Below are 25,305 nucleotides of genomic sequence, written 5' to 3' on the forward strand. Positions count from 1 at the left end.
TGACAAAATAGCACAAGTCTCACCGCAGCATACCGGAGCGCATGCCATGCAGGATCGTAACTTTGACGATCTCGCGGATAAATTTTCGCAAAATATTTACGGCACCACCAAAGGGAAGATACGCCAGGCCATCCTCCGGGATGAGCTGGAGAAGATAGTACCCGGGCTGTCGCCCCATCCGCTGTCAGTACTGGATGCCGGCGGCGGTGTCGGCCAGGTCTCCAGCGGACTTGCTGCCCAGGGCCATCAGGTTCTGCTGTGCGACCTCTCTGCTGAGATGCTGCGTCGGGCCGCCGAAAATGCGGCGGCGCAAGGTGTGAGCCACAACATGCAATTCAGACAAATTAGCGCCCAGCAGGTGGGCGAACATTTGGATAAGCCGGTGGATCTGGTATTGTTCCACGCTGTGCTTGAGTGGGTCGCTGAACCGGAGAAGGTGCTCAAAGCGCTGTTCGATCTGCTGCGTCCGGGGGGCGTCATGTCGCTGATGTTTTACAATCTGCACGGCCTGACATTGCGCACCTTAACGCTGGGTAACTTCGGCTATCTGCGCACCAACCTGACTAAACGCAAAAAGCGAACCCTGTCGCCTGACTATCCGCGCGACCCCGAGCAGGTCTATCGCTGGCTGGAGGCGTGTGGCTTTGTGATTGAGCAGCGTGCCGGGATCCGGGTATTCAGTGACTACATGAAACCGCCTAAGGGCGAGCCAAAAAGCGACGACGAAATTATTGAGATGGAGCGGCGTTATTGCCGTCAGGAACCCTTTTTAAGCTTAGGGCGCTACATCCATGTGACCGCGCGTAAACCGGGGCAGAAGGACGAATTATGAGTGAATTTTCCCAGACGGTACCTGAACTGGTATCCTGGGCGCGCAAAAATGACTTTTCCCTTGCGCTGCCAGTGGAACGTCTGGCCTTTTTGCTGGCTATCGCCACCCTCAACGGTGAGCGGATGGATGGCGAAATGAGCGAAGGCGATCTGATTGACGCTTTCCGCCATGTCAGTAAAGCTTTTGAACAAACCAATGAAACCGTGTTGGTTCGTGCCAACAACGCCATCAACGACATGGTGCGTCAGCGCCTGCTCAACCGCTTTACCAGTGAACTCACCGAAGGCAATGCTATCTATCGCCTGACGCCACTGGCGATCGGCATCACCGACTACTACATCCGTCAGCGTGAGTTTTCAACGCTGCGTCTGTCGATGCAGCTGTCGATTGTGGCCAGCGAGCTCAAGCGGGCAGCCGATGCCGCGCAGGAAAACGGCGATGAGTTTCACTGGCATCGCAATGTTTTCGCGCCGCTGAAATATTCGGTGGCGGAGATCTTCGACAGCATCGATATGACCCAGCGTCTGATGGATGAACAGCAGCAGGCGGTGAAAAACGATATCGCTGAACTGCTGAATAAAGACTGGCGCGCGGCGATCTCCAGCTGTGAAATGCTGCTCTCTGAAACCTCCGGGACGCTGCGTGAACTGCAGGATACGCTGGAAGCTGCAGGCGACAAACTTCAGGAAAACCTGCTGCGTATTCAGGATGCCACGCTGGACAGCCCGGACCTGGGCTTCGTCGATAAGCTGGTGTTTGACCTGCAAAGCAAGCTCGACCGTATTACCAGCTGGGGCCAGCAGGCGATTGACCTGTGGATCGGCTATGACCGCCACGTCCATAAATTTATTCGTACCGCCATCGACATGGATAAAAACCGCGTCTTTGCCCAGCGTCTGCGGGTATCGGTACAGAATTACTTCGACGCGCCCTGGGCGCTGACCTACGCCAATGCCGACCGCCTGTATGACATGCGCGATGAGGCGCTGACGCTGCGGAATGACGAAGTGATGGGCGAACTGCCGCCAGAGATGGAATACGAAGAGATTAACGAAATTCGCGAACAGCTGGCAGCGATGATTGAAGAAGCGCTGCAGGTCTATAAATCGCAACAAAAACCGCTCAACCTCGCGTCAGTGATGCGTGACTACCTGGCCCAGTATCCACGCGCTCGCCATTTCGACCTGGCGCGCATTGTGGTGGACCAGGCGGTACGCCTTGGCGTAGCGGAAGCTGATTTAGCCGGTTTGCCTGTGGAATGGCAAGCCATCAATGATTACGGAGCCAAGGTGCAGGCACATGTCATCGACAAATATTGAACAAGTGATGCCGGTTAAGCTGGCACAGGCACTGGCCAACCCGATTTTTCCCGCGCTGGACAGCCAGTTACGCGCCGGACGCCATATCGGAATTGAAGAGCTGGATAACCACGCTTTTCTGATGGAATACCAGTCATTTCTCGAAGAGTTTTACACCCGCTATAACGTTGAGTTAATTCGTGCGCCGGAAGGTTTTTTCTATCTGCGTCCGCGTTCGACCACGCTGATTCCGCGTTCCGTACTCTCTGAGCTGGACATGATGGTCGGGAAGATTCTCTGCTACCTCTATCTCAGCCCGGAACGCCTGGCGAATGAGGGGATCTTCACCCAGCAGGAGCTCTATGACGAACTGCTCTCGCTGGCCGACGAGAACCGTCTGCTGAAGCTGGTTAACCAGCGTTCAACCGGTTCAGATCTGGATCGCACCAAACTGCAGGAGAAGGTACGCGCTTCTCTGAGCCGCCTGCGCCGTCTTGGCATGGTGTGGTTTTTCGGCAACGACAGCAGCAAATTCCGTATCACGGAATCGGTGTTTCGCTTTGGTGCCGACGTGCGCGGCGGTGATGATGCCCGTGAAGCGCAGCTTCGCCTGATTCGTGATGGCGAGGCTATGCTACTGGAAAATGCGACTGCACCGATCGACACCGATGAAAGTGAAGGGCAGGAAGGCGACGCGAGTGAGAACGCAGAGGAAGAACAGGCATGATTGAGCGCGGAAAGTTTCGTTCGCTTACGCTGATCAACTGGAACGGCTTTTTTGCCCGTACCTTTGATCTTGATGAATTAGTGACCACGCTGTCAGGCGGTAACGGCGCGGGTAAGTCCACCACCATGGCGGCCTTTGTCACCGCACTGATCCCCGATTTAACGCTGCTCCACTTCCGTAACACCACCGAAGCGGGCGCCACGTCGGGATCCCGTGACAAAGGTCTGCACGGTAAACTGCGGGCAGGTGTCTGCTACGCCATGCTGGATGTGGTGAACTCACGCCATCAGCGTGTGGTAGTCGGTGTACGTCTGCAGCAGGTCGCCGGACGCGATAAAAAGGTCGATATCAAGCCGTTCAGTATCCACGGTCTGCCCACCGATACCAACCCGACCGATATGCTGACGGAGGTGCTTAACAGCCGTCAGGCACGCGTCTTACCGCTGAACGAGGTAAAAGAGCGGGTTGAGGCACAGGAAGGCGTGCAGTTCCGCGCTTACAACTCGGTGACGGATTATCACGCCATGCTGTTTGATCTGGGCGTGGTGCCGCGTCGTCTGCGCTCTGCCAGCGATCGCAGCAAGTTCTATCGTCTGATTGAAGCCTCGCTCTATGGCGGTATCTCCAGTGCCATCACCCGATCGCTGCGTGATTACCTGCTGCCTGAAAACAGCGGCGTGCGTAAAGCGTTCCAGGATATGGAAGCTGCGCTGCGCGAGAATCGCATGACGCTGGAGGCGATCCGCGTTACCCAGTCTGATCGCGATCTCTTTAAGCACCTGATCTCAGAGGCGACCAGCTACGTGTCGGCTGACTACATGCGTCACGCCAACGAGCGCCGTGGACATCTCGACAGCGCATTACAGCTGCGCAATGAGCTGTTCAGCAGCCGTAAGCAACTTGCTACCGAGCAGTATCGTCATGTTGAGATGGCGCGCGAGCTGTCAGAGCACAGTGGCGCAGAGAACGATCTCGAAGTCGATTATCAGGCTGCCAGCGATCACCTGAATCTGGTGCAGACGGCGATGCGGCAGCAGGAGAAGATTGAGCGCTACGATGCGGATATCGAAGATCTGACGCTGCGTCTGGAAGAGCAGACCGAAGTGGTTGCCGAAGCGCGCGAAATTCAGGAAGAGAATGAAGCGCGTGCCGAAGCGGCTGAACTGGAAGTGGATGAGCTGAAAAGTCAGCTCGCCGATTTCCAGCAGGCACTCGACGTGCAGCAAACGCGCGCCATCCAGTATCAGCAGGCCCTGCAGGCGCTGGAACGCGCCCGTGCGCTCTGCCAGCTGCCCGATCTGACCATCGATAACGCTGCAGAATGGCAGGAGAGTTTCCAGGCGAAAGAGGAGGAGGCGACAGAACGCCTGCTGCGCCTGGAGCAGAAGCTGAGCGTGGCCGAAGCCGCGCACAGTCAGTTTGAACAGGCGCTGGCGCTGGTGACCAGCATTGCTGGTGACGTGACCCGTCAGGATGCGTGGCAGACCGGCCGCGAACTGCTGCGTGATGCCAGCAATCAGCGTCATCACGCCGACCAGCTCTCGTCGCTGCGTCTGCGTCTCAATGAGCTGGAACAGCGTCTGCGCGAGCAGCATGAGGCGGAGCGTCTGCTGGCCGAGTTCTGCAAGCGTCAGGGGCAGCAGTACGAAGCCGATGCGCTGGCGGGCCTGCAGCAGGAGCTTGAAGCGCAGATCGAACAGCTGAACAGCAGCGTCTCGGACGCCGGTGAGCAGCGCATGATGATGCGTCAGGAGCTGGAACAGCTGCGCGAACGCATCACCAGCCTCACCGCCAGAGCGCCACACTGGCTGGCGGCGCAGGAGATCCTGACGCAGCTCAGTGAACAGACCGGCCAGGCGCTGAACAGCAGCCAGGACGTCATCGAATTTATGCAGCAACTGCTTGAGCGCGAGCGTGAAACCACCGTCGAGCGCGACGAAGTGGCGGCACGCAAACGTGATATCGAGCAGCAGATTGAGCGGCTCAGTCAGCCGGGCGGGGCGGAAGATGCGCGCCTGACTCAGCTGGCCGAACGCTTTGGCGGCGTATTACTGTCTGAGATTTATGATGATGTGACCCTCGATGATGCGCCGTACTTCTCGGCGCTCTATGGTCCGTCACGTCATGCAATCGTGGTGCCGGATCTCTCCCGCGTGCGTGAGATGCTGGATGGTCTGGAGGAGTGCCCGGAAGATCTCTACCTGATCGAGGGTGACCCGCAGTCATTCGATGACAGTGTCTTCAGCGTTGATGAGCTGCAGAATGCCGTCGTGGTGAAAGTGGCAGAGCGTCAGTGGCGCTACTCCCGCTTCCCGAAAATCCCGCTGTTTGGCCGCGCAGCGCGCGAAAATCAGCTGGAGCTGCTGCACCTTGAGCGCGACAAACTGGCTGAGCGTTACGCCACATTGTCGTTCGACGTGCAGAAAACGCAGCGTCTGCATCAGTCATTCAGTCGCTTTATCGGCACACATCTGGCCGTGGCCTTTGATGCCGACCCGGAAGCGCAGATCCGTCAGCTGGGCGCGCGCCGGGGTGAGCTTGAGCGGGCACTGAATCAGCATGAGAGCAATAATCAGCAGCAGCGTCAGCAGTATGAGCTGGCGAAAGAGGGCGTGTCGCAGTTAAACCGACTGCTGCCACGCGTCAACCTGCTGCTGGACGATACGTTGGGCGATCGCTGCGAAGAGATCCGTGAGCAGGTCGATGCGGCACAGGACGCGGCGCGCTTCCTGCATCAGCATGGCGCGAAGCTGGCGAAACTGGAACCGATCATCGCGGTATTGCAGAGCGATCCGGAACAGCACGAGCAGTTACAGGCGGATTATCAGCAGGCGCAGCAGCAGCAGCGCAACGCACGTCAGCAGGCCTTTGCGCTGACAGAAGTGGTGCAGCGTCGCGCTCACTTCAGCTACGACGACTCGGCCAGCATGCTCAACGGCAACAATGACCTCAGCGATAAGCTGCGTCAGCGTCTTGAGCAGGCTGAAGGTGAACGCAGTCGCAGCCGCGATCGCCTGCGTGAACATCAGGCGCAGCTGACGCAATACTCACAGGTGCTGGCTTCACTGAAAAGTGCTTACGACGCCAAGCGCGACATGCTCAAAGAGCTGCAGCAGGAGATGCAGGACATTGGCGTCACTGCTGACAGTAGCGCAGAAGAACGCGCGCGCGTTCGCCGCGATGAGCTCTACACGGCACTGAGCCACAACCGCGCCCGCCGCAATCAGCTGGAGAAACAGCTCACCTTCTGTGAAGCGGAGATGGATAACCTGCAGAAGCGCCTGCGTCAGCTGGAGCGTCAGTATCATCAGGTGCGTGAGCAGGTGGTCAGCGCGAAAGCGGGCTGGTGTACCGTCCTGCGTCTGGTGAAAGAGAATGGCGTTGAGCGTCGCCTGCATCGTCGCGAACTGGCTTACCTGAGCGGTGATGAGCTGCGCTCGATGTCGGATAAAGCGCTGGGTGCATTGCGTCTGGCGGTGGCGGACAACGAACATCTGCGCGACGTACTGCGGCTGTCGGAAGATCCAAAACGTCCTGAACGTAAGATTCAGTTCTTTATTGCGGTCTATCAGCATCTGCGCGAGCGTATTCGTCAGGATATTATTCGTACCGACGATCCGGTCGAAGCGATTGAACAGATGGAAATCGAACTGAACCGTCTGACTGAAGAGCTGACCGCGCGTGAGCAGATGCTGGCGATCAGTTCACGCAGTGCGGCGAATATTATCCGTAAAACGATCCAGCGTGAACAGAACCGCATCCGCCAGCTCAACCAGGGGCTGCAGACCGTCAGCTTTGGTCAGGTGCGGAGCGTGCGGCTCAACGTGAACGTGCGTGAAACCCACGCTATGCTGCTGGATACGCTGTCAGAAGAGCATGAGCAGCATCAGGATCTGTTCAACAGCAACCGCCTGACCTTCTCTGAGGCACTGGCGAAACTCTACCAGCGTCTTAACCCGCATATCGACATGGGTCAGCGGACGCCGCAGACCATCGGTGAGGAGCTGCTCGACTACCGCAACTATCTGGAGATGGAAGTGGAAGTTAACCGGGGCTCCGATGGCTGGCTGCGTGCAGAAAGCGGTGCGCTCTCAACGGGGGAGGCGATCGGTACCGGTATGTCCATTCTGGTAATGGTGGTGCAGAGCTGGGAAGAGGAGTCCCGTCGTCTGCGCGGCAAAGATATTTCGCCATGCCGACTGCTGTTCCTTGATGAAGCGGCCCGTCTGGATGCCCGCTCCATCGCCACACTGTTTGAACTCTGTGAGCGACTGGAGATGCAGCTGGTGATTGCGGCACCGGAGAACATCAGCCCGGAAAAAGGCACGACCTACAAACTGGTACGTAAGGTGTTTAATAACACCGAGCATGTGCATGTGGTCGGGCTGCGTGGTTTTGCTGCCGATCCTTCACCAGTGCGTGCGGGAAGCGAAGCGGATGCGCTACCCGATCTGACTGCTGAAAAATCGCAGGCGGAAACGTAGTCAAAAACTGAACCATTGGTTAATCTGATAACGGCATTTGTCCCATGAGGCAAATGCCGTTTTTGTTTGTATACTCACATTATGAGTCACGGCGCGGTCGCAGTGGATACAGGGAACATTGCGAAGTTGAAAATTAAGGGGGCAGGGATGTTGCTGGTAAAAAAATTAAATCATCATCGCGTTTTATCATTGTTAGCGCTGGCGCTAACCGCTGTTCCATTTACGCTACCACAGGCCGCTGTCATCGCCGCGATGCCAGGGACAACGCAGACGGCTATCACGGTTTCCGAAAGTCAGCACCGCATCCGTCAGGCTTTTTCCAGTGCCGACCAGCCATTCTATCTGGGACCGCTGGCAACGCTCTATGCCTCCCGCCATATGCAGCCGCTCTGGCAGGATGCTCAGGCGGTGCAGAAATTTCAGCAGCAGCTGGCTGAGGTGGCACTTTCAGGCGTTCAGCCGCAGTTCACGCGCTGGATTGAGCGTCTGACGAATCCGGCTATTACCGGCTTTGCCCGTGATGTCGCGCTCTCTGATGCGATGCTGGGCTATCTGCAGTTTGTTTCAAATGTGCCGACGCAGGGTGAAACCTGGCTCTACAGCAACGTTCCCTACAGACTGACCCAGCCGTCAGTCGCGGTGGTGAATCAGTGGCAAAACGCAGTGAATGCGGGTTCGGCTGACACGTTTATTGCCTCATTACAGCCGCAGCATCCACAGTATCAGCCTATGCACGCCGCGCTGAAAGCGTTGCTCAGCGATAAGCAGCCCTGGCCGCAACTAAAAAGCAGTGAAACCCTGCGTCCCGGCCAGGTCAGTGATGACGTTCCTGCACTGCGTGAAATTCTGCAGCGCAGCGGCATGTTAACGGCACAGGTTAACGCGCCCGCACCGGATGACGATGCGGTGCCTGTGGCGCCAGTACCGGTGAGCCACAGCGATCAGCCGGTCGCGGTGAGTCCTTCCGCCGCGCCAGTCACCAATCTGCTTGCGCCATCACCACAATCACCGGGTAACGTCCAGACTTCGACGCTGGAAGGGAATACCGCCAATATTTATGACGAGACGCTGGTGGCGGCGGTGAAGCGTTTCCAGCAGTGGCAGGGACTGGATGGCGATGGGGCTATCGGTACCAGAACGCGGCAGTGGCTTAACGTCTCTCCGCAGATGCGCGCTTCGCTGCTGGCGCTGAATATTCAGCGCCTGCGTCTGCTGCCGGATGATATGCACAACGGTATCATGGTGAACATCGCCAACTACTCGCTGATCTATTACAACAACGGCAACAAGATTCTCTCATCGCGTGTCATCGTCGGTCGTCCCGATCGTAAAACGCCCCTCATGCGCAGTGCGCTTAATAACGTCGTGCTCAACCCGCCGTGGAATGTGCCGACAACGCTGGTGCGTAAAGACATCATTCCGAAGGTGAAGCAGGATCCAACCTATCTTTACAAGCATGGGTATACACTGCTGTCGGGCTGGAGTGCAGATGCTGAAGTGATTGATCCCAGCATGATTGACTGGCGCATGGTCTCTGCGGCGTCGTTTCCCTATCGGATGATTCAGGCTCCGGGCGTGGCGAATGCGCTGGGCCGGTATAAATTTAATATGCCGAGTTCAGATGCAATCTACCTGCATGACACGCCAAACCATAACCTGTTCCAGCGTGATATCCGTGCGCTCAGTTCAGGCTGTGTGCGGGTGAACAAAGCGTCTGAACTGGCAGGGTTATTGCTGCAGGATGCGGGCTGGAACGACTCCCGAATTTCCAGCACGCTGAAAGAGGGTGACACCCGCTATGTGCCGATTCGGCATCGCATTCCCGTCAATCTCTATTATCTGACGGCGTGGGTCGCTGATGATGGCAAACCGCAGTTCCGCACAGATATTTACAATTATGATGACACGGCCCGTTCGGGCAGTCAGGCCCTGAGTCGGGCCGGGCAATTACTGCTCTAGTAATTGATTTTAAATCGTTAGCGGCATAGCTGAAATAAATTAACATATCATCAAATGGCGATCCCTTTGGGGATCGCTTCGCAAACTCCGGGCGGATGGGTTGACGACCTTCTGAGAGAAAGTTATGGTTCGGCCTGTGCGCTTTTTGCACATTTCTATGGCTCTACTCTCAGGTAAACCGTTACATGTCTACTATCGATTCTTTTCGTCGCAAACTACTGCTGTGCAGTAGCGCCGCTGCCGGACTGGCATTATTGCCAGCGTCTGCAAGGGCCTCCCTCTCTACGTCTCGTCCGCGTGTATTGATGCTTAATAATCTTCACACCGGTGAAACCCTTAAAACTGAGTTTTTTAATGGTAAGAGTTACGACAAGGATGAGCTGTCACGATTAAATCATTTTTTCCGTGACTATCGCGCCAACAAAGTGAAAAGCATCGATCCACATCTGTTTGACCAGATTTTTCGCCTGCAGGCGCTGCTGGGCATGCGTAAACCGATCCAGCTGGTTTCCGGCTATCGTTCACTGGCAACCAACAATATGTTACGTGAGAGTGGTCCGGGAGTCGCAAAGCACAGCTATCACACCAAAGGCCAGGCGATGGATTTTCATATTGAAGGGGTTTCGCTGGCGAATGTACGCAAAGCGGCGTTATCTCTGCGTGCGGGTGGTGTAGGATATTATCCCCGCAGTAACTTTGTACATATTGATACCGGTCCGATCAGGCACTGGTAATGACACCGGCAACGCTGCGTGAGCCGGTCATGGAGCGTTATGAATTACCACATTATTCCTGTTACCGCTTTTGCCCAGAACTGCTCAGTTATCTGGTGCGACACGACTCGCGAAGCCGCACTGGTCGACCCAGGCGGCGATGCCGAACTGATCAAACAAACGCTGGAACAGCTAAAACTTAAACCTGCTCAGATTCTGCTGACACATGGACACCTAGATCATGTCGGGGCCGCTGTTGAACTGGCGGCGTTTTATCAGATTCAGATTGTCGGACCGCAAAAGCGCGATGCCTTCTGGCTGGAAGCGCTGCCGACTCAGAGCCGGATGTTCGGACTTGACGAGTGCGCACCGTTTACTCCCGATCGCTGGCTGGAAGAGGGGGAGAGCGTGCAGGTCGGGCTGACCACGCTGGACGTTCTGCACTGTCCGGGACATTCACCCGGCCATGTCGTGTTCTTTGACCGTCCGGGACGATCGCTGATTTCAGGCGACGTGATTTTTAATGGTGGTGTTGGGCGTACTGACTTCCCGCAGGGCGATCATCAGCAGCTCATTGATGCTATCCGCACAAAATTACTGCCGCTTGGCGATGATGTGACTTTTCTTCCCGGTCACGGCCCGATTTCAACATTGGGGCATGAACGCATCAGTAATCCTTTCCTGCAGTAAACAATCCGTAATTTTTACTGCAATAAAAAATGGGCCGTCAGGCCCATTTTTGTTTGGTCATCTGCGTTACAGCACGGCGACAATCGCTTCGCACAGCGCCGACATGTTGTCTGGCGTCATGCCCGCCACATTCACGCGGCCTGAGTTAACGGCATAGACACCGAACTCTTCACGCAGGCGAATCACCTGGTCTTTGGTTAAGCCACTGAACGAGAACATACCGTTCTGCCTGATGATAAAGCTGAAGTCACGCTGCGCGCCTTTTTCAGCCAGGGTGTTCACAAACAGCTGACGCATGCGCTGAATGCGCTGACGCATATCCGACAGCTCCTGCTCCCAGATGGTACGCAGCGTGTCGTTACCGAGAATGGTAGCGACAATGGCAGCACCATGCGCCGGTGGATTGGAGTAGTTGGCACGAATGGTGTACTTCACCTGGCTGAACGCCGTATCGGCCACGCTGGCTTCCGCCGCCACCAGGGTGATGGCTCCGACACGTTCGTTATACAGACCGAAGTTCTTGGAGTAAGAACTGGCGACGATCAGCTCCTGATGCGAGGCGGCAAAAATACGCAGACCTTCTGCATCTTCATCCAGACCACGGGCAAAGCCCTGGTAAGCGAAGTCGAATAACGGCAGCCAGCCATTAGTCTGTGACAGCTGCGCCAACTGCTGCCACTGCTCAGCCGTTGGATCGATACCCGTCGGGTTATGGCAGCAGCCATGGAACAGCACCACGTCGCCCGGCTGGACCTGCTGCAGCGACGCCAGCATACCCTCGAAATCCAGCGTATGGTTTGCTGCGTCATAGTAATGATATTCACAAACTTCAAGACCGGCAGCATTGAACACGTTGTTGTGATTCGGCCAGCTTGGATTGCTGATCCAGACCCGTTTCACCGAGGTCTGCGTGGTGAGGAAATCTGCTGCTACACGTAACGCACCTGTGCCACCCGGTGTCTGAGCTGTACGTGCGCGGCCTGCGGTGATCAGCGGGCTTTGATTGCCGAACAGCAGGGCCTGTGTACAGCGGGCAAAATCAGCCAGACCATCAATGCTGAGATAGTTTTTCGTGGTTTCGTTTTCCAGCAGGTATTGCTCAGCTTTTTTAACACTGGTCAGTACCGGGGTCTTGCCGGTTTCGTCTTTGTAGACGCCGATGCCCAGATTGATTTTTTCAGGGCGGTCATCGGCACGAAACAGATCGGCCAGCCCGAGAATAGGATCGGCGGGTGCAGCAGAGATCGATTCAAACATGTGTCAGGTCCATTAGCGTGAACTTTAGCAAGAGGGCTATCAGGTTAGCGTCCGGCCAGGCAAATGCCAACCGTTTGCGAGACAAAATCGACTATTTTGCGGTGTTGATTTCGATGTGAAGAGAGGCTGAGGTTAACGCTGAGCAAAAGAGCGGGGAGAAACGGGGATAGGCTAAATAACAGGCATAAAAAACGGGGCCGTAGCCCCGTTTTTAAAGATGTCTGAAGCAAGATTAGAACTGGTAAACCAGACCTAATGCTACAGTGTCATCCGTGTTCAGACCCAGACGGTTGTTGTCATCCAGCTGGTTGATCTGATAGTCCACATAGGTAGACATGTTTTTGTTGAAGTAGTAAGTCGCGCCAACGTCAATGTATTTAACCAGGTCAGCATCGCCCACGCCTTCGATGTCCTTGCCTTTAGACTGAACGTAGGCAATGGATGGACGCAAACCGAAGTCGAACTGATACTGTGCAACCAGCTCAATGTTCTGTGCTTTATTAGCGAAGGCTGTGGTGGTTGTGTTAGGAGCAGTCGTCAGAGCGAATGGAGTTGAGTTGCGAGTTTCACCATACATAGCAGCCAGGTACACATTGTTCGCATCATATTTCAGCGCAGTTGCCCAGTTTTCAGCGCGTTTGCCCTGACCAACTACAGTACCGTTATTCGCGACACCGGCCGCTTGTGAGTCAGTACGGTCGCTGCTGCTGTATGCACCCACTACACCCACACCGATTGGTGCAACGTAAGAGGTAGACACACCCCAGCCGTCGCCGTTAGAACGACGAATTTCGTCACGGTCGTTTTTACCCTGATACTGAACCGCGAAGTCCCAGCCATCTACCAGGCCGAAGAAGTTAGTGTTGCGGTAAGTCAGCAGGCCGGTGCTACGACCGTTCATGAAGTTATCAGAGTATCCTGAGTCGCCACCGAACTCTGGCAGCATATCGGTCCAGCCGATTGCATCGTAAACCACACCGTAGTTACGGCCGTAGTCGATTGAGCCGGCATCGCCGAATTTCAGACCAGCAAAGCCCAGACGGGTTCTGTTACCGTCCTGTGCGTCAGAACCTTCAGAGTTGTTCGCCTGAATGTTGTATTCCCACTGGCCGTAACCGGTCAGCTGATCGTTGATCTGCGTTTCGCCTTTGAAGCCAAAGCGAACATAAGTGTTGTCGCCGTCGTTGCCATCGTTATCAGAGAAGTAATGCAGGCCAACAGCTTTACCGTACAGGTCCAGTTTGTTGCCGTCTTTGTTATAGATTTCTGCAGCGTTTGCTGCACCGGCGGCTAACAGAGCAGGGATAACCACTGCAAGAATATTGCGCTTCATCATTATTCATTACCCTCATTGGAGTTATTTGTACACCTGCCACTGCCGTCAGGAAATCTTTACAGAACCCTGAGCGAAGTTTGGTGTCTTCCTGTGTCTGCACGCATCTTTCCATCCAACCCGCCGTAATTCTAGCGCTTAAATGCTACTAAACTCGTAATCTGGTTTCTAAAAGAAAATATGTATTACAAAATGTAAAAAATACGGAACTTTGTGAGAGAACTCAAAATTTACAAAAATAAAAAAAGGTCGGCAGTGCCGACCTCTTTATATATATGAATTTCTTATATTTAATGCTGAATTTTAGAAACTTGCATTGCGTGGCGTGCGTGGGAAGGGGATGACGTCCCTGACATTCTGCACACCAGTCACATAGGCGATTAAACGTTCAAAGCCCAGTCCGAAGCCAGAATGTGGCACGGTACCGTAGCGACGCAGGTCGCGATACCACCAGTAATCTTCTTTGTTCAGACCCATCTCTTCCAGACGTGCATCCAGCACATCGAGACGCTCTTCACGCTGTGAACCGCCAATGATTTCACCAATGCCTGGCGCCAGAACGTCCATCGCCGCCACGGTTTTGCCATCCTCGTTCAGGCGCATATAGAACGCTTTGATGTCTTTCGGATAGTTTTTCACCACTACTGGCGCTTTGAAGTGCTGCTCTGCCAGGTAGCGCTCGTGTTCAGAAGAGAGATCGATACCCCAGGAAACCGGGTTCTCAAAGGTCTGACCGCAGTTCATCAGGATTTCAACCGCATCGGTATAGTCAACCTGGGCAAAATCGGTGGTGATGAAACGCTGCAGGCGCTCAACCGCGTCTTTATCCACGCGCTCAGCGAAGAACGCCATGTCATCGGCGCGCTCTTCCAGCACTGCGTTGAACACATACTTCAGCATCGCTTCTGCCAGTGCAGCCGCATCATCCAGTGACGCAAACGCAATTTCCGGCTCCAGCATCCAGAATTCAGCCAGATGGCGGCTAGTGTTGGAGTTCTCTGCGCGGAACGTCGGACCGAAGGTGTAGATCTTCGACAGGGCGCTGGCGTAGGTTTCGCCGTTCAGCTGACCGGAAACGGTCAGGAAGGCCTCTTTACCAAAGAAATCTTCGCTGAAGTCGACTTTGCCCTGATCGTTACGCGGCAGGTTTTCCATATCCAGCGTTGAGACACGGAACATCTCGCCAGCACCTTCGGTATCCGAGGCGGTGATCAGCGGAGTAGAAACCCAGAAATAGCCATTTTCATGAAAGAAGCGATGCAGCGCCTGCGCCAGAGTATGGCGAACGCGGGCGACCGCGCCAATCAGGTTAGTACGCGGACGCAGGTGAGCGACTTCGCGCAGATACTCGATGCTGTGGCGTTTTGCGGCCATCGGGTAGCTGTCCGGATCTTCCACCCAGCCGACGACTTCCAGGCTGGTCGCCTGAATTTCAAACGCCTGGCCCTGACCTGGCGATGCCACCACTTTACCGGTAACGATAACGGAACAGCCGGTGGTCAGACGCAGCACTTCATCCTGATAATTATTCAGAGAATTATTGACGACAGCCTGAACGGGATTAAAGCAGGAGCCGTCATAGACAGCGATGAAGGAAAGACCGGCTTTGGAATCTCTTCGGGTACGCACCCAACCACGTACGGTGACTTCACTGTCAACCGCGACGCGACCGTGCAGTACGTCCGCTACAGGCACTACGCTCATAAATATCTCTCTATATAGAAGAAGTGAGTTAAAAGTTGCCCCATCCGGGGTTTTGCTATGTTACTTGTGAGTCTTCAGGAAACAAGCAAAATTCAGGGGGAAAGCGGATTTATTACAGCAGAGGCGGGGCGCATCAACGCCCCGATAAGAAGAGGTTTAACTCGCTTTTTTCACCAGCGGCAGATCAAAGGCTTTACGCAGGGCTCTGACAAAGGCTTTATCCTGGCAGATGGTTTTGCCCGGGCTGTCTGAAAGTTTCGCTACCGGCTTGCCGTTGCACTGCACCAGCTTGATAACGATGTTAAGAGGCGTCACGCCCGGAATATCACAGGTGAGACGCGTACCGATGCCGAACACCACATTCGTGCGCTGGCCAAAGTGGCGATAAAGCGCCAGTGCTTTATCGAGATTTAAGTTGTCAGAAAAGACCAGGTGTTTACTTTGCGGATCGATACCCAGCTTCTGATAATGAGCCAGTGCTTTCTCGCCCCATTCAACCGGATCGCCGGAGTCGTGACGCAGCCCCTGATAACGGCGGGCAAACACCGGACCGAAATCGCGCAGAAACGCGTCCATGGCGATGCAGTCGGTCAGCGCGATACCCAGCTGATCGTCATACTCGTCCAGCCACGCCTGCAGCGCAGCACGCTGACTGTTGGCGAGAACCGGGCTGATCTGCTGGAAGGCCTGGAACCACTCATGCGCCTGCGTGCCGACCGGCGTCAGTGACAGACGGCGTGCCAGATCATAGTTACTGGTGCCAATCAGCCACGGAAAATCCTGTTTCAGCGTAGAGACAATCGACTCCTGCACATCCTGCGAATAGCGACGACGAGTGCCGAAATCCATCAGGCGGAAGCGCGACATATCGAGGTCAGCCACCTGCGTCTTAAAGTCGCCCAGTTTCTGATGCAGATAGTCGATCGCCTGCTGGGTGGTGACCTGCGGCGTGCGATGACGATGCACAATCTCACTGATCAGCGCCAGTAGCGGCACCTCCCACAGGATCACCTCCCGCCACGGCCCCTGGATACGAAGCTCCAGTTTGCCATGATGATTGCGCACCTCAACCTGCTCCGGGTTATAGCGATACTGGCGCAACCAGCTGAGGTAATCCTGCTGGAAAAAGGGAAGGCGGGATAACCAGGTCGCTTCATCATCAGTCAGCGCCAGGTATTGCATGTCAGTAATCGCTTCACGAATTTCGTCAGCGTAGAGACCCAGCAGTTCGTCGCCGCGGCAGCGAAACTCCGCCGCCACCGTTACGTCATGATAGCGGTGGAAAACGGCCTGCTGCATATGGAGCTTATAGGCGTCCGTATCCAGCAGGGAGGTCAGTATCGGGGAAGCATGTCCTGTCATGGCGCGTTTCAGCATCCTGTTCGGTGGCGCAGTGCCCGGTGTTGTACACAGTCATAAAGACGCAAAAGTATAATTCACTATCTGAAGCCAATCACAGCATATTTCAGTCGGGCGGGTCGAGGCCAATCTGTGCCATTGTTAACAAAGTGTAGCCATTTCACCCTTCAGGTGCATTGTGCGTGGCAAGCTTGTAGTAACAAGCTTAGACTTTGCCGGTAAACTTATAACAACGCGAGACGCAATATGACGCAACAGCCCCAAATCAAGTATCGCCACGACTACCGTGCGCCCGATTACACCATCACCGATATCGATTTAACTTTTGAACTGGATGCGTCGACGACCCGTGTAACGGCCATCAGCCAGGTTAAACGCGTGGGCGACAGTCAGGCTGAGCTGCGACTCGACGGCGAAGCGTTAACGCTGATTGCGCTGGAAGTCGACGGGCAACCCTGGACGGCCTTCCGTGAAGAAGAGGGCGCACTGGTCATCAGCCAGCTGCCGGACAGCTTCACCCTGAAAATCATCAATGTGATTCATCCGGATCAGAACACCGCGCTGGAAGGGCTGTACAAATCGGGCGAGGCGCTCTGCACCCAATGTGAGGCTGAAGGCTTCCGTCATATTACCTGGTATCTTGATCGCCCGGATGTACTGGCGCGCTTTACCACCACCATTTATGCCGACGGTGAAAGTTACCCGTATCTGCTCTCCAACGGAAACCGCATTGACAGCGGCCAGGATGAGCAGGGCCGCAGCTGGGTGAAGTGGGAAGATCCTTTCCCGAAACCCTGCTACCTGTTTGCGCTGGTGGCGGGCGATTTCGACGTGCTGCGCGACAGCTTCACCACCCGTTCAGGACGTGATGTGGCGCTGGAGATCTTCGTTGACCGCGGCAATCTCGATCGCGCCGACTGGGCGATGACCTCGCTGAAAAACAGCATGAAGTGGGATGAAGAGCGTTTCGGCCTGGAGTATGACCTCGACATCTTTATGATCGTAGCCGTGGACTTCTTCAACATGGGTGCGATGGAGAACAAAGGTCTTAACGTCTTCAACGCCAAATATGTGCTGGCGAAAGCGGAAACGGCGACCGACAAAGATTACCTCGGCATTGAGGCGGTTATCGGTCACGAATATTTCCACAACTGGACCGGTAACCGCGTGACCTGCCGCGACTGGTTCCAGCTCAGCCTTAAAGAGGGACTGACGGTGTTCCGCGATCAGGAGTTCAGCTCCGATCTGGGTTCACGTGCGGTGAACCGCATCGATAACGTGCGTATCGTGCGCGGCGCGCAGTTCGCTGAAGATGCCAGCCCGATGGCGCACCCGATCCGTCCGGATCAGGTTATCGAGATGAACAATTTCTACACCCTGACGGTGTATGAAAAAGGGTCAGAAGTCATCCGCATGATGCACACCCTGCTGGGTGAAGAGAATTTCCAGAAGGGCATGAAGCTCTATTTTGACCGTCACGACGGCAGCGCCGCCACCTGTGATGACTTTGTTCAGGCGATGGAAGATGCCTCAAATGTCGATTTGTCGCAGTTCCGCCGCTGGTACAGCCAGTCCGGTACGCCGGTACTGACGGTGCGCGACGATTACAATCCGGAACTTGAGCAGTACACGCTGCATGTCACGCAGCACACCCCAGCGACTGCCGACCAGAAAGAGAAGCTGCCGCTGCATATCCCGCTGGATATTGAGCTGTATGACGGTGAAGGCAAGGTGATCCCGCTGCAGAATAACGGCCATCCGGTGCATCATGTGCTGAATGTCACCGAAGAGTTCCAGACCTTTATTTTCGATAATGTTTACTTCCAGCCGGTGCCGTCGCTGCTGCGTGAATTCTCTGCGCCGGTGAAGCTCGACTACAAATGGAGTGATGCTCAGCTCACCTTCCTGATGCGTCATGCACGCAACGACTTCTCCCGCTGGGATGCGGCTCAGAGCCTGCTGGCGACCTACATTCGCCTGAACGTTGCCCGCTATCAGCAGGGTCAGCATCTGTCGCTGCCGCTGCATGTTGCCGATGCTTTCCGCGCGGTGCTGCTTGATACTGACTGTGACCCGGCCCTGACCGCGCTGATCCTGACGCTGCCGTCAGAAAATGAGATTGCCGAGCTGTTTGACACTATCGATCCGCAGGCGATTGCGCTGGTGCGTGACGCCCTGCAACGCACACTGGCACGCGAACTGGCCGATGAGTTCTTTGCGATCTACAACGCCAATCAGCAGCCTGAATACCGTGTGGAGCATGACGCGATTGGTCAGCGCAGCCTGAAAAATGTCTGCCTGACCTATCTTGCCTTCAGTGATGCACAGCTGGCGGACAAACTGGTGCAGACGCAGTATCACCAGGCAACCAACATGACGGATGCGCTGGCGGCGCTTTCCGCTGCTGTGGCGGCTCAGTTACCGTGCCGCGATGCGCTGCTGGCGGCTTACGATGAGCGCTGGCATCAGGATGGTCTGGTGATGGACAAATGGTTTGTGCTGCAGGCAACCAGTCCGGCTGCCAACGTGATGCGCAACGTGCGTCAGCTGCTGAATCATCGCTCCTTCACTATGAGCAATCCAAACCGCGTTCGCTCGCTGGTGGGGGCTTTTGCCTCGGCTAACCCGGCCGCGTTCCATGCTAAAGATGGCAGCGGCTACAAGTTCCTGGTGGAGATGCTCATCGATCTGAACACGCGCAATCCGCAGGTTGCGGCACGAATGGTGGAGCCGCTGATTCGTCTGAAACGATATGACGAAGGCCGTCAGGCGATGATGCGCCAGGCGCTGGAGCAGCTGCTGGAGCTGGATAAACTCTCTGGCGACCTCTACGAAAAAATTACCCGGGCACTGAACGCCTGATACTAAAAAAGGGAGCGTCTGAGACGCTCCCTTTTTCAGCGCTGCTGCGCGTAACGTACCGGCTGCGGTCGTTCCGTACGCTGCATTACCCGATCCAGCACCTCCGCTTCCAGCTCGGCCAGCCGCGCCGATCCCCGACGCCGTGGTCGTGGCAAATCTACCAGTAGATCCAGACCGATCTCACCCTCTTCGATCAACAACACGCGATCCGCCATCACCACCGCTTCACTGACATCATGCGTGACCAGCAGGACGGTAAAGTGATGTTGCTGCCACAGTGACTCGATCAATCCCTGCATTTCAATGCGGGTCAGGGCATCCAGCGCCCCCAATGGTTCATCCAGCAGCAGTAAGCCGGGCCGATGAATCAGCGCTCTGGCCAGCGCCACACGCTGTTTCTGCCCACCAGAAAGTGCAGCCGGCCACTCATTGGCACGATCGGCCAGTCCTACCGCCGTCAGGGCATCCATCGCCGCGCTGCGCCATTCGCGTCCGCGCAGGCCCAGCCCGACGTTATCGATGACTTTTTTCCACGGCAGCAGTCGCGCATCCTGAAACATCAGGCGGGTATCGTCGCGCGCCGACTGCAGCGGCGCATTGCCTGCCAGCAGTTCACCGCTGGAGCTTTGTTCCAGTCCGGCCAGCAGGCGCAACAGGGTGCTTTTGCCGCAGCCGCTGCGACCCACTACCGCCACAAACTGACCCGAAGGAATGTGCAGGTCGATCTTATTGAGAATGGTACGACTGCCATACTGTTTGCTGACGCCATTAACGCCAACCGGCGTGCCGGTGTTAAGGCGGGCTGGTGAGAGAGTCTGGCTCATGCGTTCTCCTCCTTCAGTTGGTAAGCGGGGTGCCAGCGCAGCCAGACGCGTTCCAGTAACAACGCGGCGACATCCGCCAGTTTGCCGAGCAGGGCATAGAGAATGATGGCGACCACCACCACATCGGTCTGCAGGAATTCACGTGCGTTCATTGCCAGATAGCCGATGCCCGCATTGGCGGAGATGGTTTCAGCAACAATCAGCGTCAGCCACATCAGACCGAGCGCAAAACGCACGCCGACCATAATATTTGGCAGTGCGCCGGGCAGGATCACCTGGATAAACAGGCTCCAGCCGGAGAGGCCATAGCTGCGCGCCATCTCAACCAGCCCGCGATCGATATTGCGGATGCCGTGATAGGTATTCAGATAGATCGGGAACAGCGTGCCCAGCGCCACCAGAAAGATTTTGGCGGACTCGTCGATTCCGAACCAGAGGATTACCAGCGGGATCAGCGCCAGATGTGGCACATTGCGCAGCATCTGCACCGACGTATCCAGCAGGCGTTCACCGGTTTTTGAGGTGCCGGTGATCAGCCCAAGTATCAGGCCGATAGAACCGCCAATGCTGAAGCCGATCAGCGCCCGCCAGCTGCTTATCGCCAGATGCTGCCAGAGTTCACCGCTGGCAGTCAGCTGCCAGAAGGTGGTCACAATTTTCTCCGGCGCGGGCAGAATACGATTCGATAACCAGCCGGTTTGCGAAGCAATCTGCCACACCACAACAAGCAGCGTCGGCAATAGCCACGGCACCAGCGTATCAGCAAGGCGTTTTCGGGTTCTGGCCATCATGCTCTCCTCAGCCCCGGGCGACTTTTTTCTCAGGGGTAAAATCGTTGGCTACCGCTTCACCATGCGCCTGAACCACGCGCGGCTGAGGCACCAGTGGCACCTGCAGATCAAGGTGCGGGAACAGCAGTTCGCCAACACGATAAGCCTCTTCCAGATGCGGATAACCCGACAGAATAAAGGTCTCGATGCCCAGCGCTTCATACTCTTTGATGCGTGCGGCAACGGTTGGACCATCGCCGACCAGCGCGGTTCCGGCTCCACTGCGTACCAGACCCACACCTGCCCACAGATTCGGGCTGATTTCGAGTTTGTCGCGGCGACCACCGTGCAGCGCGGCCATCCGGCGCTGACCCACAGAATCGGCCCGCTGGAAAGCGGCCTGTGCTTTCGCGATAGTGGCGTCATCCACATTGGCAATCAGCCGGTCAGCGGCCTGCCACGCTTCTTCATTGGTTTCGCGCACAATCACATGCAAACGGATACCAAACCGCACCGTACGTCCCTGTGCGGCTGCTTTTGCACGCACCTGTTCAATCTTTTCCCGAACCTGAGCAGGGGGTTCGCCCCAGGTGAGGTAAACATCGACCTGTTCGGCCGCCAGTTCCTGAGCCGGTTCAGAAGAGCCACCAAACCAGAGCGGTGGGCGAGGCTGCTGCACCGGCTTAAACATCAGGCGTGCGCCGCGAACCTTCACATGCTTACCTTCGTAGTCGACGGTTTCACCTTCCAGTACCCGACGCCAGACGCGGGTGAACTCGGCAGATTCTGCGTAACGCTCACGGTGATCCAGGAACACGCCATCGCCCGCCAGCTCTTCCGGATCGCCGCCGGTCACCAGATTGAATAGCGCGCGGCCGTTTGAGAGGCGATCCAGGGTAGCAGCCTGACGCGCCGCCTGAGTCGGTGAAATCACGCCAGGACGCAGCGCCACAAGGAAGCGCAGGCGCTGCGTCACCGGAATCAGCGAGGCGGCAACCAGCCAGGCATCTTCACAGGAGCGGCCGGTTGGGATTAATACACCACCAAAGCCGAGACGGTCAGCGGCTTGCGCCACCTGTTGTAAATAGGCGTGATCAACCGGGCGCGCGCCTTCGGCGGTGCCAAGATAGTGGCCGTCGCCATGCGTCGGCAGGAACCAGAAAATGGATACGCTCATTATTGCTCCTTACTGCGTTACGGTATGCGGTTGCCAGATGCGATCCTGGATCGTCACTTTGACTGGCAACAGATGATTGGCATAAAACAGGTCAGCGGTACGCTGCTGTGCGGCTGCGGTTTCAGCACTGACCGGCGAAATCCGGGTGGGCGGACGATGGCTGAGATAGCTGGCAATAACCGGTTCAGGCAGGCCCATTGCCTGCGCCAGAAGCGTGGTGCTCTGCTGAGGCTGGCTGATAGTCAGCGCGTCGGCACTGCTGAAGGTGTCGAGCACCTGCTGGATAAACGCGCCGTGGGCTTCGGCATAGCTGCGCGTCGCCAGATAGAAGGATCCGGTCAGGTTCAGTGAGCTGCCATCAATCAGCAGGCGCGAATTACCCTGCAGCAGTACCGAAGAGTAGTAGGGATCCCAGATTGCCCAGGCATCCACGTCACCCTGCTGGAAGGCGGCGCGCGCATCGGCTGGCGTCAGATAGACGGGTGTGATGTCTTTAAATGTAAGGCCCGCCTGCTGTAAGGCGCGCAGCAGTAAATTGTGTGAGCTGGAACCTTTCTGGAAAGCGACTTTTTTGCCTTTCAGATCGGCAACCTGTTTCAGAGCGCTGTTTTTCGGCACCAGAATCACTTCTGATTTCGGTTTTGGCGGCTCCGAACCGACATAGAGCAGATCGGCGCCTGCGGCCTGGGCAAACAGCGGCGGAAGATCACCGGTACTGCCGAGGTCAATGCTGTTGATGTTCAGCGCTTCCAGCATTTGCGGGCCAGCCGGGAACTCGATCCACTTAATGTGAGTATGGGGAAAACGCTTCTCCAGCAACTGATGTGACTTCGCCAGCACCATGCTGACTGAACCTTTCTGATAGCCGATGCGAATCTCAGCCGGATCCGATTCAGCGGCCTGAACCTGAAGGCCAGCCAGTAACAGTCCTGCCACCAGCCACTTTCCTAATCTCTGCTTCATCGATCGCTTCCTTATACTGCCTGCGCAACGGGATGGTGATGACGGGTCAGCGCCAGCCAGAACGCGGAGACGGCTTCATCAAGACGCTCTGCCAGTGAATCTTCCAGTACAGGCTGACGATCGTAATGCGTGACCTGGCTGTCTTCGGCGTAGACCCCATGCAGAATTTCCTGTGCTTTTAAGGCGTTGAGAACCGGCTTCAGCGCATAGTCCAGCGCCAGCATATGCCCGACACTGCCGCCGCTGGCGAGTGGCAACACAACTTTGTGCTCCAGTGCGCGCTCAGGCAGCAGGTCGAGCAGAGTCTTCAGCGCACCCGAAAAGGACGCTTTATAAATCGGTGTCGCCACAATCAGGCCATCAGCCGAGGCCAGATCGTCACGCAGGGCCAGCAGCGCGGGCGCATCAAAGCGCGCATTAATCAGATCGTCAGGCTGAAAGTTGTGAATATTCCAGGGGATGACTTCAATGCCACGTGCCTCCAGCTTGTGCTGACACAGCGTCAGTAATGAGGTTGAGCGGGAGGGAAATCGTGGGCTGCCTGCCAGCGTAATAACTCGCATCATCACTCCTTATAACTAAAAGTTATTGATTATCAAAAGTTGAGAACTTATGCCTTCATACTGTCAGAGCAGGGGAGTGGGCTTAAATGATTTATCCGGCAAAGCAAGGGTAAAAACTGCAAATAGACGTACTGGTGGCAGATAATGAAAACACCGCTTCCGATAATTCTTAAAATAAAGGCGAGCAGCGAAACCATTCATTAAGACCAGTGATGCAAGAGAGTTAAAACAGGACGCGTGGCGGAAAAAATTATCTTTCTTCTGATTGCTTAACCATTCTGCTTGTGACTGAAACCGTGTTGAAGCGCAGCGGCGGCCTTAAACCGGAAGGTAAATCAGCCTGACATCAGCCTGTTTCAGTGGTGTTCCGGCATGGTATTAGGATTAATTGCAGATCGTAAACTGTAATAAAAATGAAGGAATGCTGAAGTTATTCACGGTTTCAGATGTTCGCTTACATATTCCTGATTCTGGTTACGCCTGCCTGGTGGGGGTAATTTAAATCGTTCCTCAACGGTTTTAACATTACAGCGGGCTATAGATGCAATTTTTTTAACAGTGATAATCAGGTGAAACGTTAAGATAATTTTTACAACTGGTCTTTTTTTGCATAACCGGTTTAAGATAATCAGGCTAAATTAAAGCCATCATAATAGTAGCGTATTACTCTTTTCGACGTTTCACCTCTGGTCAGTGCCTGCATCTGGCAGGTGAATCGAATTGTCATTTTCTAACAGCAGAGAATTGCCTATGTCTGACACCTTATTATCAGTCATTATTCCAACCTACAATGTAGAGAAATATATTGTGGAGTGCGTCGATTCACTATTACGTCAGGTTAAATCGCCCAATGAAATAATCATTGTGAATGATGGCTCAACCGATGGAACATTAGCCTTACTTGAACAGAATTATTCTCATCTTTCCCAGGTGAAAATAATTACCACTGAAAATGGTGGGGCGGGTCATGCACGGGATGTCGGTATTGATCAGGCGCAGGGCCAGTTTCTTTTTTTCTGCGATCCGGACGACGTCGTGGCGGATGGGTTGGTCGCTGAACTGGGCATGGTAGCGGAAAAGCATCCTGAAACGGACCTGTTCTGTTTTAAATCGTGCGTCTATCGCGACGGCCAGATTGATATCACCTCGCCAAAAGTCAGACACGAACTCTTTGGTCAGCAAAAACCGCAGGAGGTCTTATTGGGCCTGCTGCGTAACGGCAGCTATACTTCGGCGGCATGGAGCTATGTCATCAGCAAACGCGTTATTGAACAGCATAAATTACGTTTTGTTAAACGCGTTCATGAAGACCATAATTTCACGCTCTCCTGCTTTATGAAAAGCCAGCAGGCCTGGGTGAGTCATCAGGTGTATTATAAGCAGCGTATTCGCAACGGCTCCCTGACGAACAGTACCAAAAGTAATGAGTTTTTCTATCAGCGTTATGATGCCTTTATGCACGCCTACAATACGCTAACCAGTTCGCTGATTAAGTCAGCGTGGCGCGATACGCTTGAAAAAGCCTATTTAGTTCACTCATTTCGTCTGATGATCTATTTATCACTCTATAACCGTACGCCTGTGCCGGAATATGTGCTTAACGCGATTCGCTTTATGGGTCGCAATGTGAAAACAGAAAACTTTAAAGAGTGCCTATTGTTCAATCGCCCTGAACTGTTTATTGCACTTCAGCATTACAAGGTCAAAAAAGAGCTGAAAAACGCCGCCTGATTCTGAAAAGCAGCCTGATTCTGAAAAATGTGAAGCGATATTGTTTATGCCTTAGCGAA

18 protein-coding genes are annotated in these 25,305 nt (G+C 55.1%); 9 read left to right on the top strand and 9 right to left on the bottom strand.

Going from position 1 to position 25,305, the window contains the following annotated elements; translation table 11 throughout:
* Positions 1-46 precede the first annotated feature (46 nt).
* From cmoM to BY447_RS17170, 7 genes are all read left to right on the top strand, one after another.
* Positions 47-832: a tRNA uridine 5-oxyacetic acid(34) methyltransferase CmoM gene (cmoM, locus tag BY447_RS17140; protein WP_013357324.1), complete on the top strand. Its 786-nt coding sequence runs from the start codon at positions 47-49 to the stop codon at positions 830-832.
* Positions 829-2,151, top strand: coding sequence for a chromosome partition protein MukF (mukF, locus tag BY447_RS17145; RefSeq protein WP_110331634.1), 1,323 nt, complete (start codon positions 829-831; stop codon positions 2,149-2,151). The genes cmoM and mukF overlap by 4 nt, the downstream gene beginning before the upstream one ends.
* The gene (gene mukE, locus BY447_RS17150; RefSeq protein ID WP_110331635.1) at positions 2,132-2,857 is read left to right on the top strand and encodes a chromosome partition protein MukE; all 726 of its coding nucleotides are present in this window, start codon (positions 2,132-2,134) and stop codon (positions 2,855-2,857) included. The genes mukF and mukE overlap by 20 nt, the downstream gene beginning before the upstream one ends.
* Complete coding sequence (gene mukB / locus BY447_RS17155; protein ID WP_110331636.1) at positions 2,854-7,341, top strand: chromosome partition protein MukB; 4,488 nt, start codon at positions 2,854-2,856, stop codon at positions 7,339-7,341. Before mukE ends, mukB begins: the two co-directional genes overlap by 4 nt.
* 147 nt (positions 7,342-7,488) lie before the next feature.
* Positions 7,489-9,300, top strand: coding sequence for a L,D-transpeptidase (ldtD, locus tag BY447_RS17160; RefSeq protein ID WP_095707437.1), 1,812 nt, complete (start codon positions 7,489-7,491; stop codon positions 9,298-9,300).
* Positions 9,301-9,485: 185 nt separating this feature from the next.
* Positions 9,486-10,034, top strand: coding sequence for a YcbK family protein (locus tag BY447_RS17165; RefSeq protein WP_033782529.1), 549 nt, complete (start codon positions 9,486-9,488; stop codon positions 10,032-10,034).
* 39 nt (positions 10,035-10,073) lie between these two features.
* On the top strand, positions 10,074-10,703 hold the full coding sequence (locus tag BY447_RS17170; protein ID WP_110331637.1) for an MBL fold metallo-hydrolase: 630 nt from the start codon (positions 10,074-10,076) through the stop codon (positions 10,701-10,703).
* A 66-nt stretch (positions 10,704-10,769) separates the two neighbouring features.
* Here the strand turns inward: BY447_RS17170 and BY447_RS17175 are convergent, their stop codons facing one another.
* The 4 genes from BY447_RS17175 to pncB all read right to left on the bottom strand — a co-directional run bounded on the left by BY447_RS17175 (position 10,770) and on the right by pncB (position 16,359).
* Positions 10,770-11,960, bottom strand: coding sequence for an amino acid aminotransferase (locus tag BY447_RS17175; protein WP_110331638.1), 1,191 nt, complete (start codon positions 11,958-11,960; stop codon positions 10,770-10,772).
* A gap of 232 nt (positions 11,961-12,192) precedes the next feature.
* Positions 12,193-13,296: a porin OmpF gene (ompF, locus tag BY447_RS17180; RefSeq protein ID WP_110331639.1), complete on the bottom strand. Its 1,104-nt coding sequence runs from the start codon at positions 13,294-13,296 to the stop codon at positions 12,193-12,195.
* Between the two features lie 300 nt (positions 13,297-13,596).
* The gene (gene asnS, locus BY447_RS17185) at positions 13,597-14,997 is read right to left on the bottom strand and encodes an asparagine--tRNA ligase (protein WP_013357333.1); all 1,401 of its coding nucleotides are present in this window, start codon (positions 14,995-14,997) and stop codon (positions 13,597-13,599) included.
* Between the two features lie 156 nt (positions 14,998-15,153).
* Complete coding sequence (pncB, locus tag BY447_RS17190) at positions 15,154-16,359, bottom strand: nicotinate phosphoribosyltransferase (RefSeq protein WP_110331640.1); 1,206 nt, start codon at positions 16,357-16,359, stop codon at positions 15,154-15,156.
* A 243-nt stretch (positions 16,360-16,602) separates the two neighbouring features.
* Between pncB and pepN the strand changes: the two genes are divergently transcribed.
* On the top strand, positions 16,603-19,218 hold the full coding sequence (gene pepN, locus BY447_RS17195) for an aminopeptidase N (RefSeq protein WP_110331641.1): 2,616 nt from the start codon (positions 16,603-16,605) through the stop codon (positions 19,216-19,218).
* A 35-nt stretch (positions 19,219-19,253) separates the two neighbouring features.
* Here pepN and ssuB read toward each other — a convergent pair whose 3' ends face one another.
* The 5 genes from ssuB to ssuE are packed head-to-tail and all read right to left on the bottom strand — an operon-like array spanning position 19,254 to position 23,515.
* Positions 19,254-20,042 carry an aliphatic sulfonates ABC transporter ATP-binding protein gene (ssuB, locus tag BY447_RS17200; protein WP_013357336.1) on the bottom strand — a complete coding sequence of 263 codons (789 nt, stop codon included), beginning with the start codon at positions 20,040-20,042 and terminating at the stop codon, positions 19,254-19,256.
* Positions 20,039-20,830: an aliphatic sulfonate ABC transporter permease SsuC gene (ssuC, locus tag BY447_RS17205; RefSeq protein ID WP_013357337.1), complete on the bottom strand. Its 792-nt coding sequence runs from the start codon at positions 20,828-20,830 to the stop codon at positions 20,039-20,041. The genes ssuB and ssuC overlap by 4 nt, the downstream gene beginning before the upstream one ends.
* A 10-nt stretch (positions 20,831-20,840) precedes the next feature.
* Positions 20,841-21,989: an FMNH2-dependent alkanesulfonate monooxygenase gene (gene ssuD / locus BY447_RS17210; protein WP_013357338.1), complete on the bottom strand. Its 1,149-nt coding sequence runs from the start codon at positions 21,987-21,989 to the stop codon at positions 20,841-20,843.
* Between the two features lie 9 nt (positions 21,990-21,998).
* A complete protein-coding gene (locus tag BY447_RS17215) occupies positions 21,999-22,952 on the bottom strand; it encodes a sulfonate ABC transporter substrate-binding protein (RefSeq protein ID WP_095707432.1) in 954 nt (317 codons plus the stop codon).
* An 11-nt stretch (positions 22,953-22,963) separates the two neighbouring features.
* On the bottom strand, positions 22,964-23,515 hold the full coding sequence (gene ssuE, locus BY447_RS17220; RefSeq protein WP_013357340.1) for an NADPH-dependent FMN reductase: 552 nt from the start codon (positions 23,513-23,515) through the stop codon (positions 22,964-22,966).
* Between the two features lie 750 nt (positions 23,516-24,265).
* On the opposite strand from ssuE, the gene BY447_RS17225 reads away from it, so the two are divergent.
* Positions 24,266-25,246 (top strand): glycosyltransferase family 2 protein, encoded by a 981-nt coding sequence (locus BY447_RS17225; protein ID WP_110331642.1) that lies wholly within the window; start codon positions 24,266-24,268, stop codon positions 25,244-25,246.
* The last annotated feature ends 59 nt before the right edge of the window (positions 25,247-25,305 follow it).

Source organism: Pantoea sp. JKS000250 (assembly GCF_003201065.1).
Taxonomy (GTDB): domain Bacteria; phylum Pseudomonadota; class Gammaproteobacteria; order Enterobacterales; family Enterobacteriaceae; genus Pantoea; species Pantoea vagans.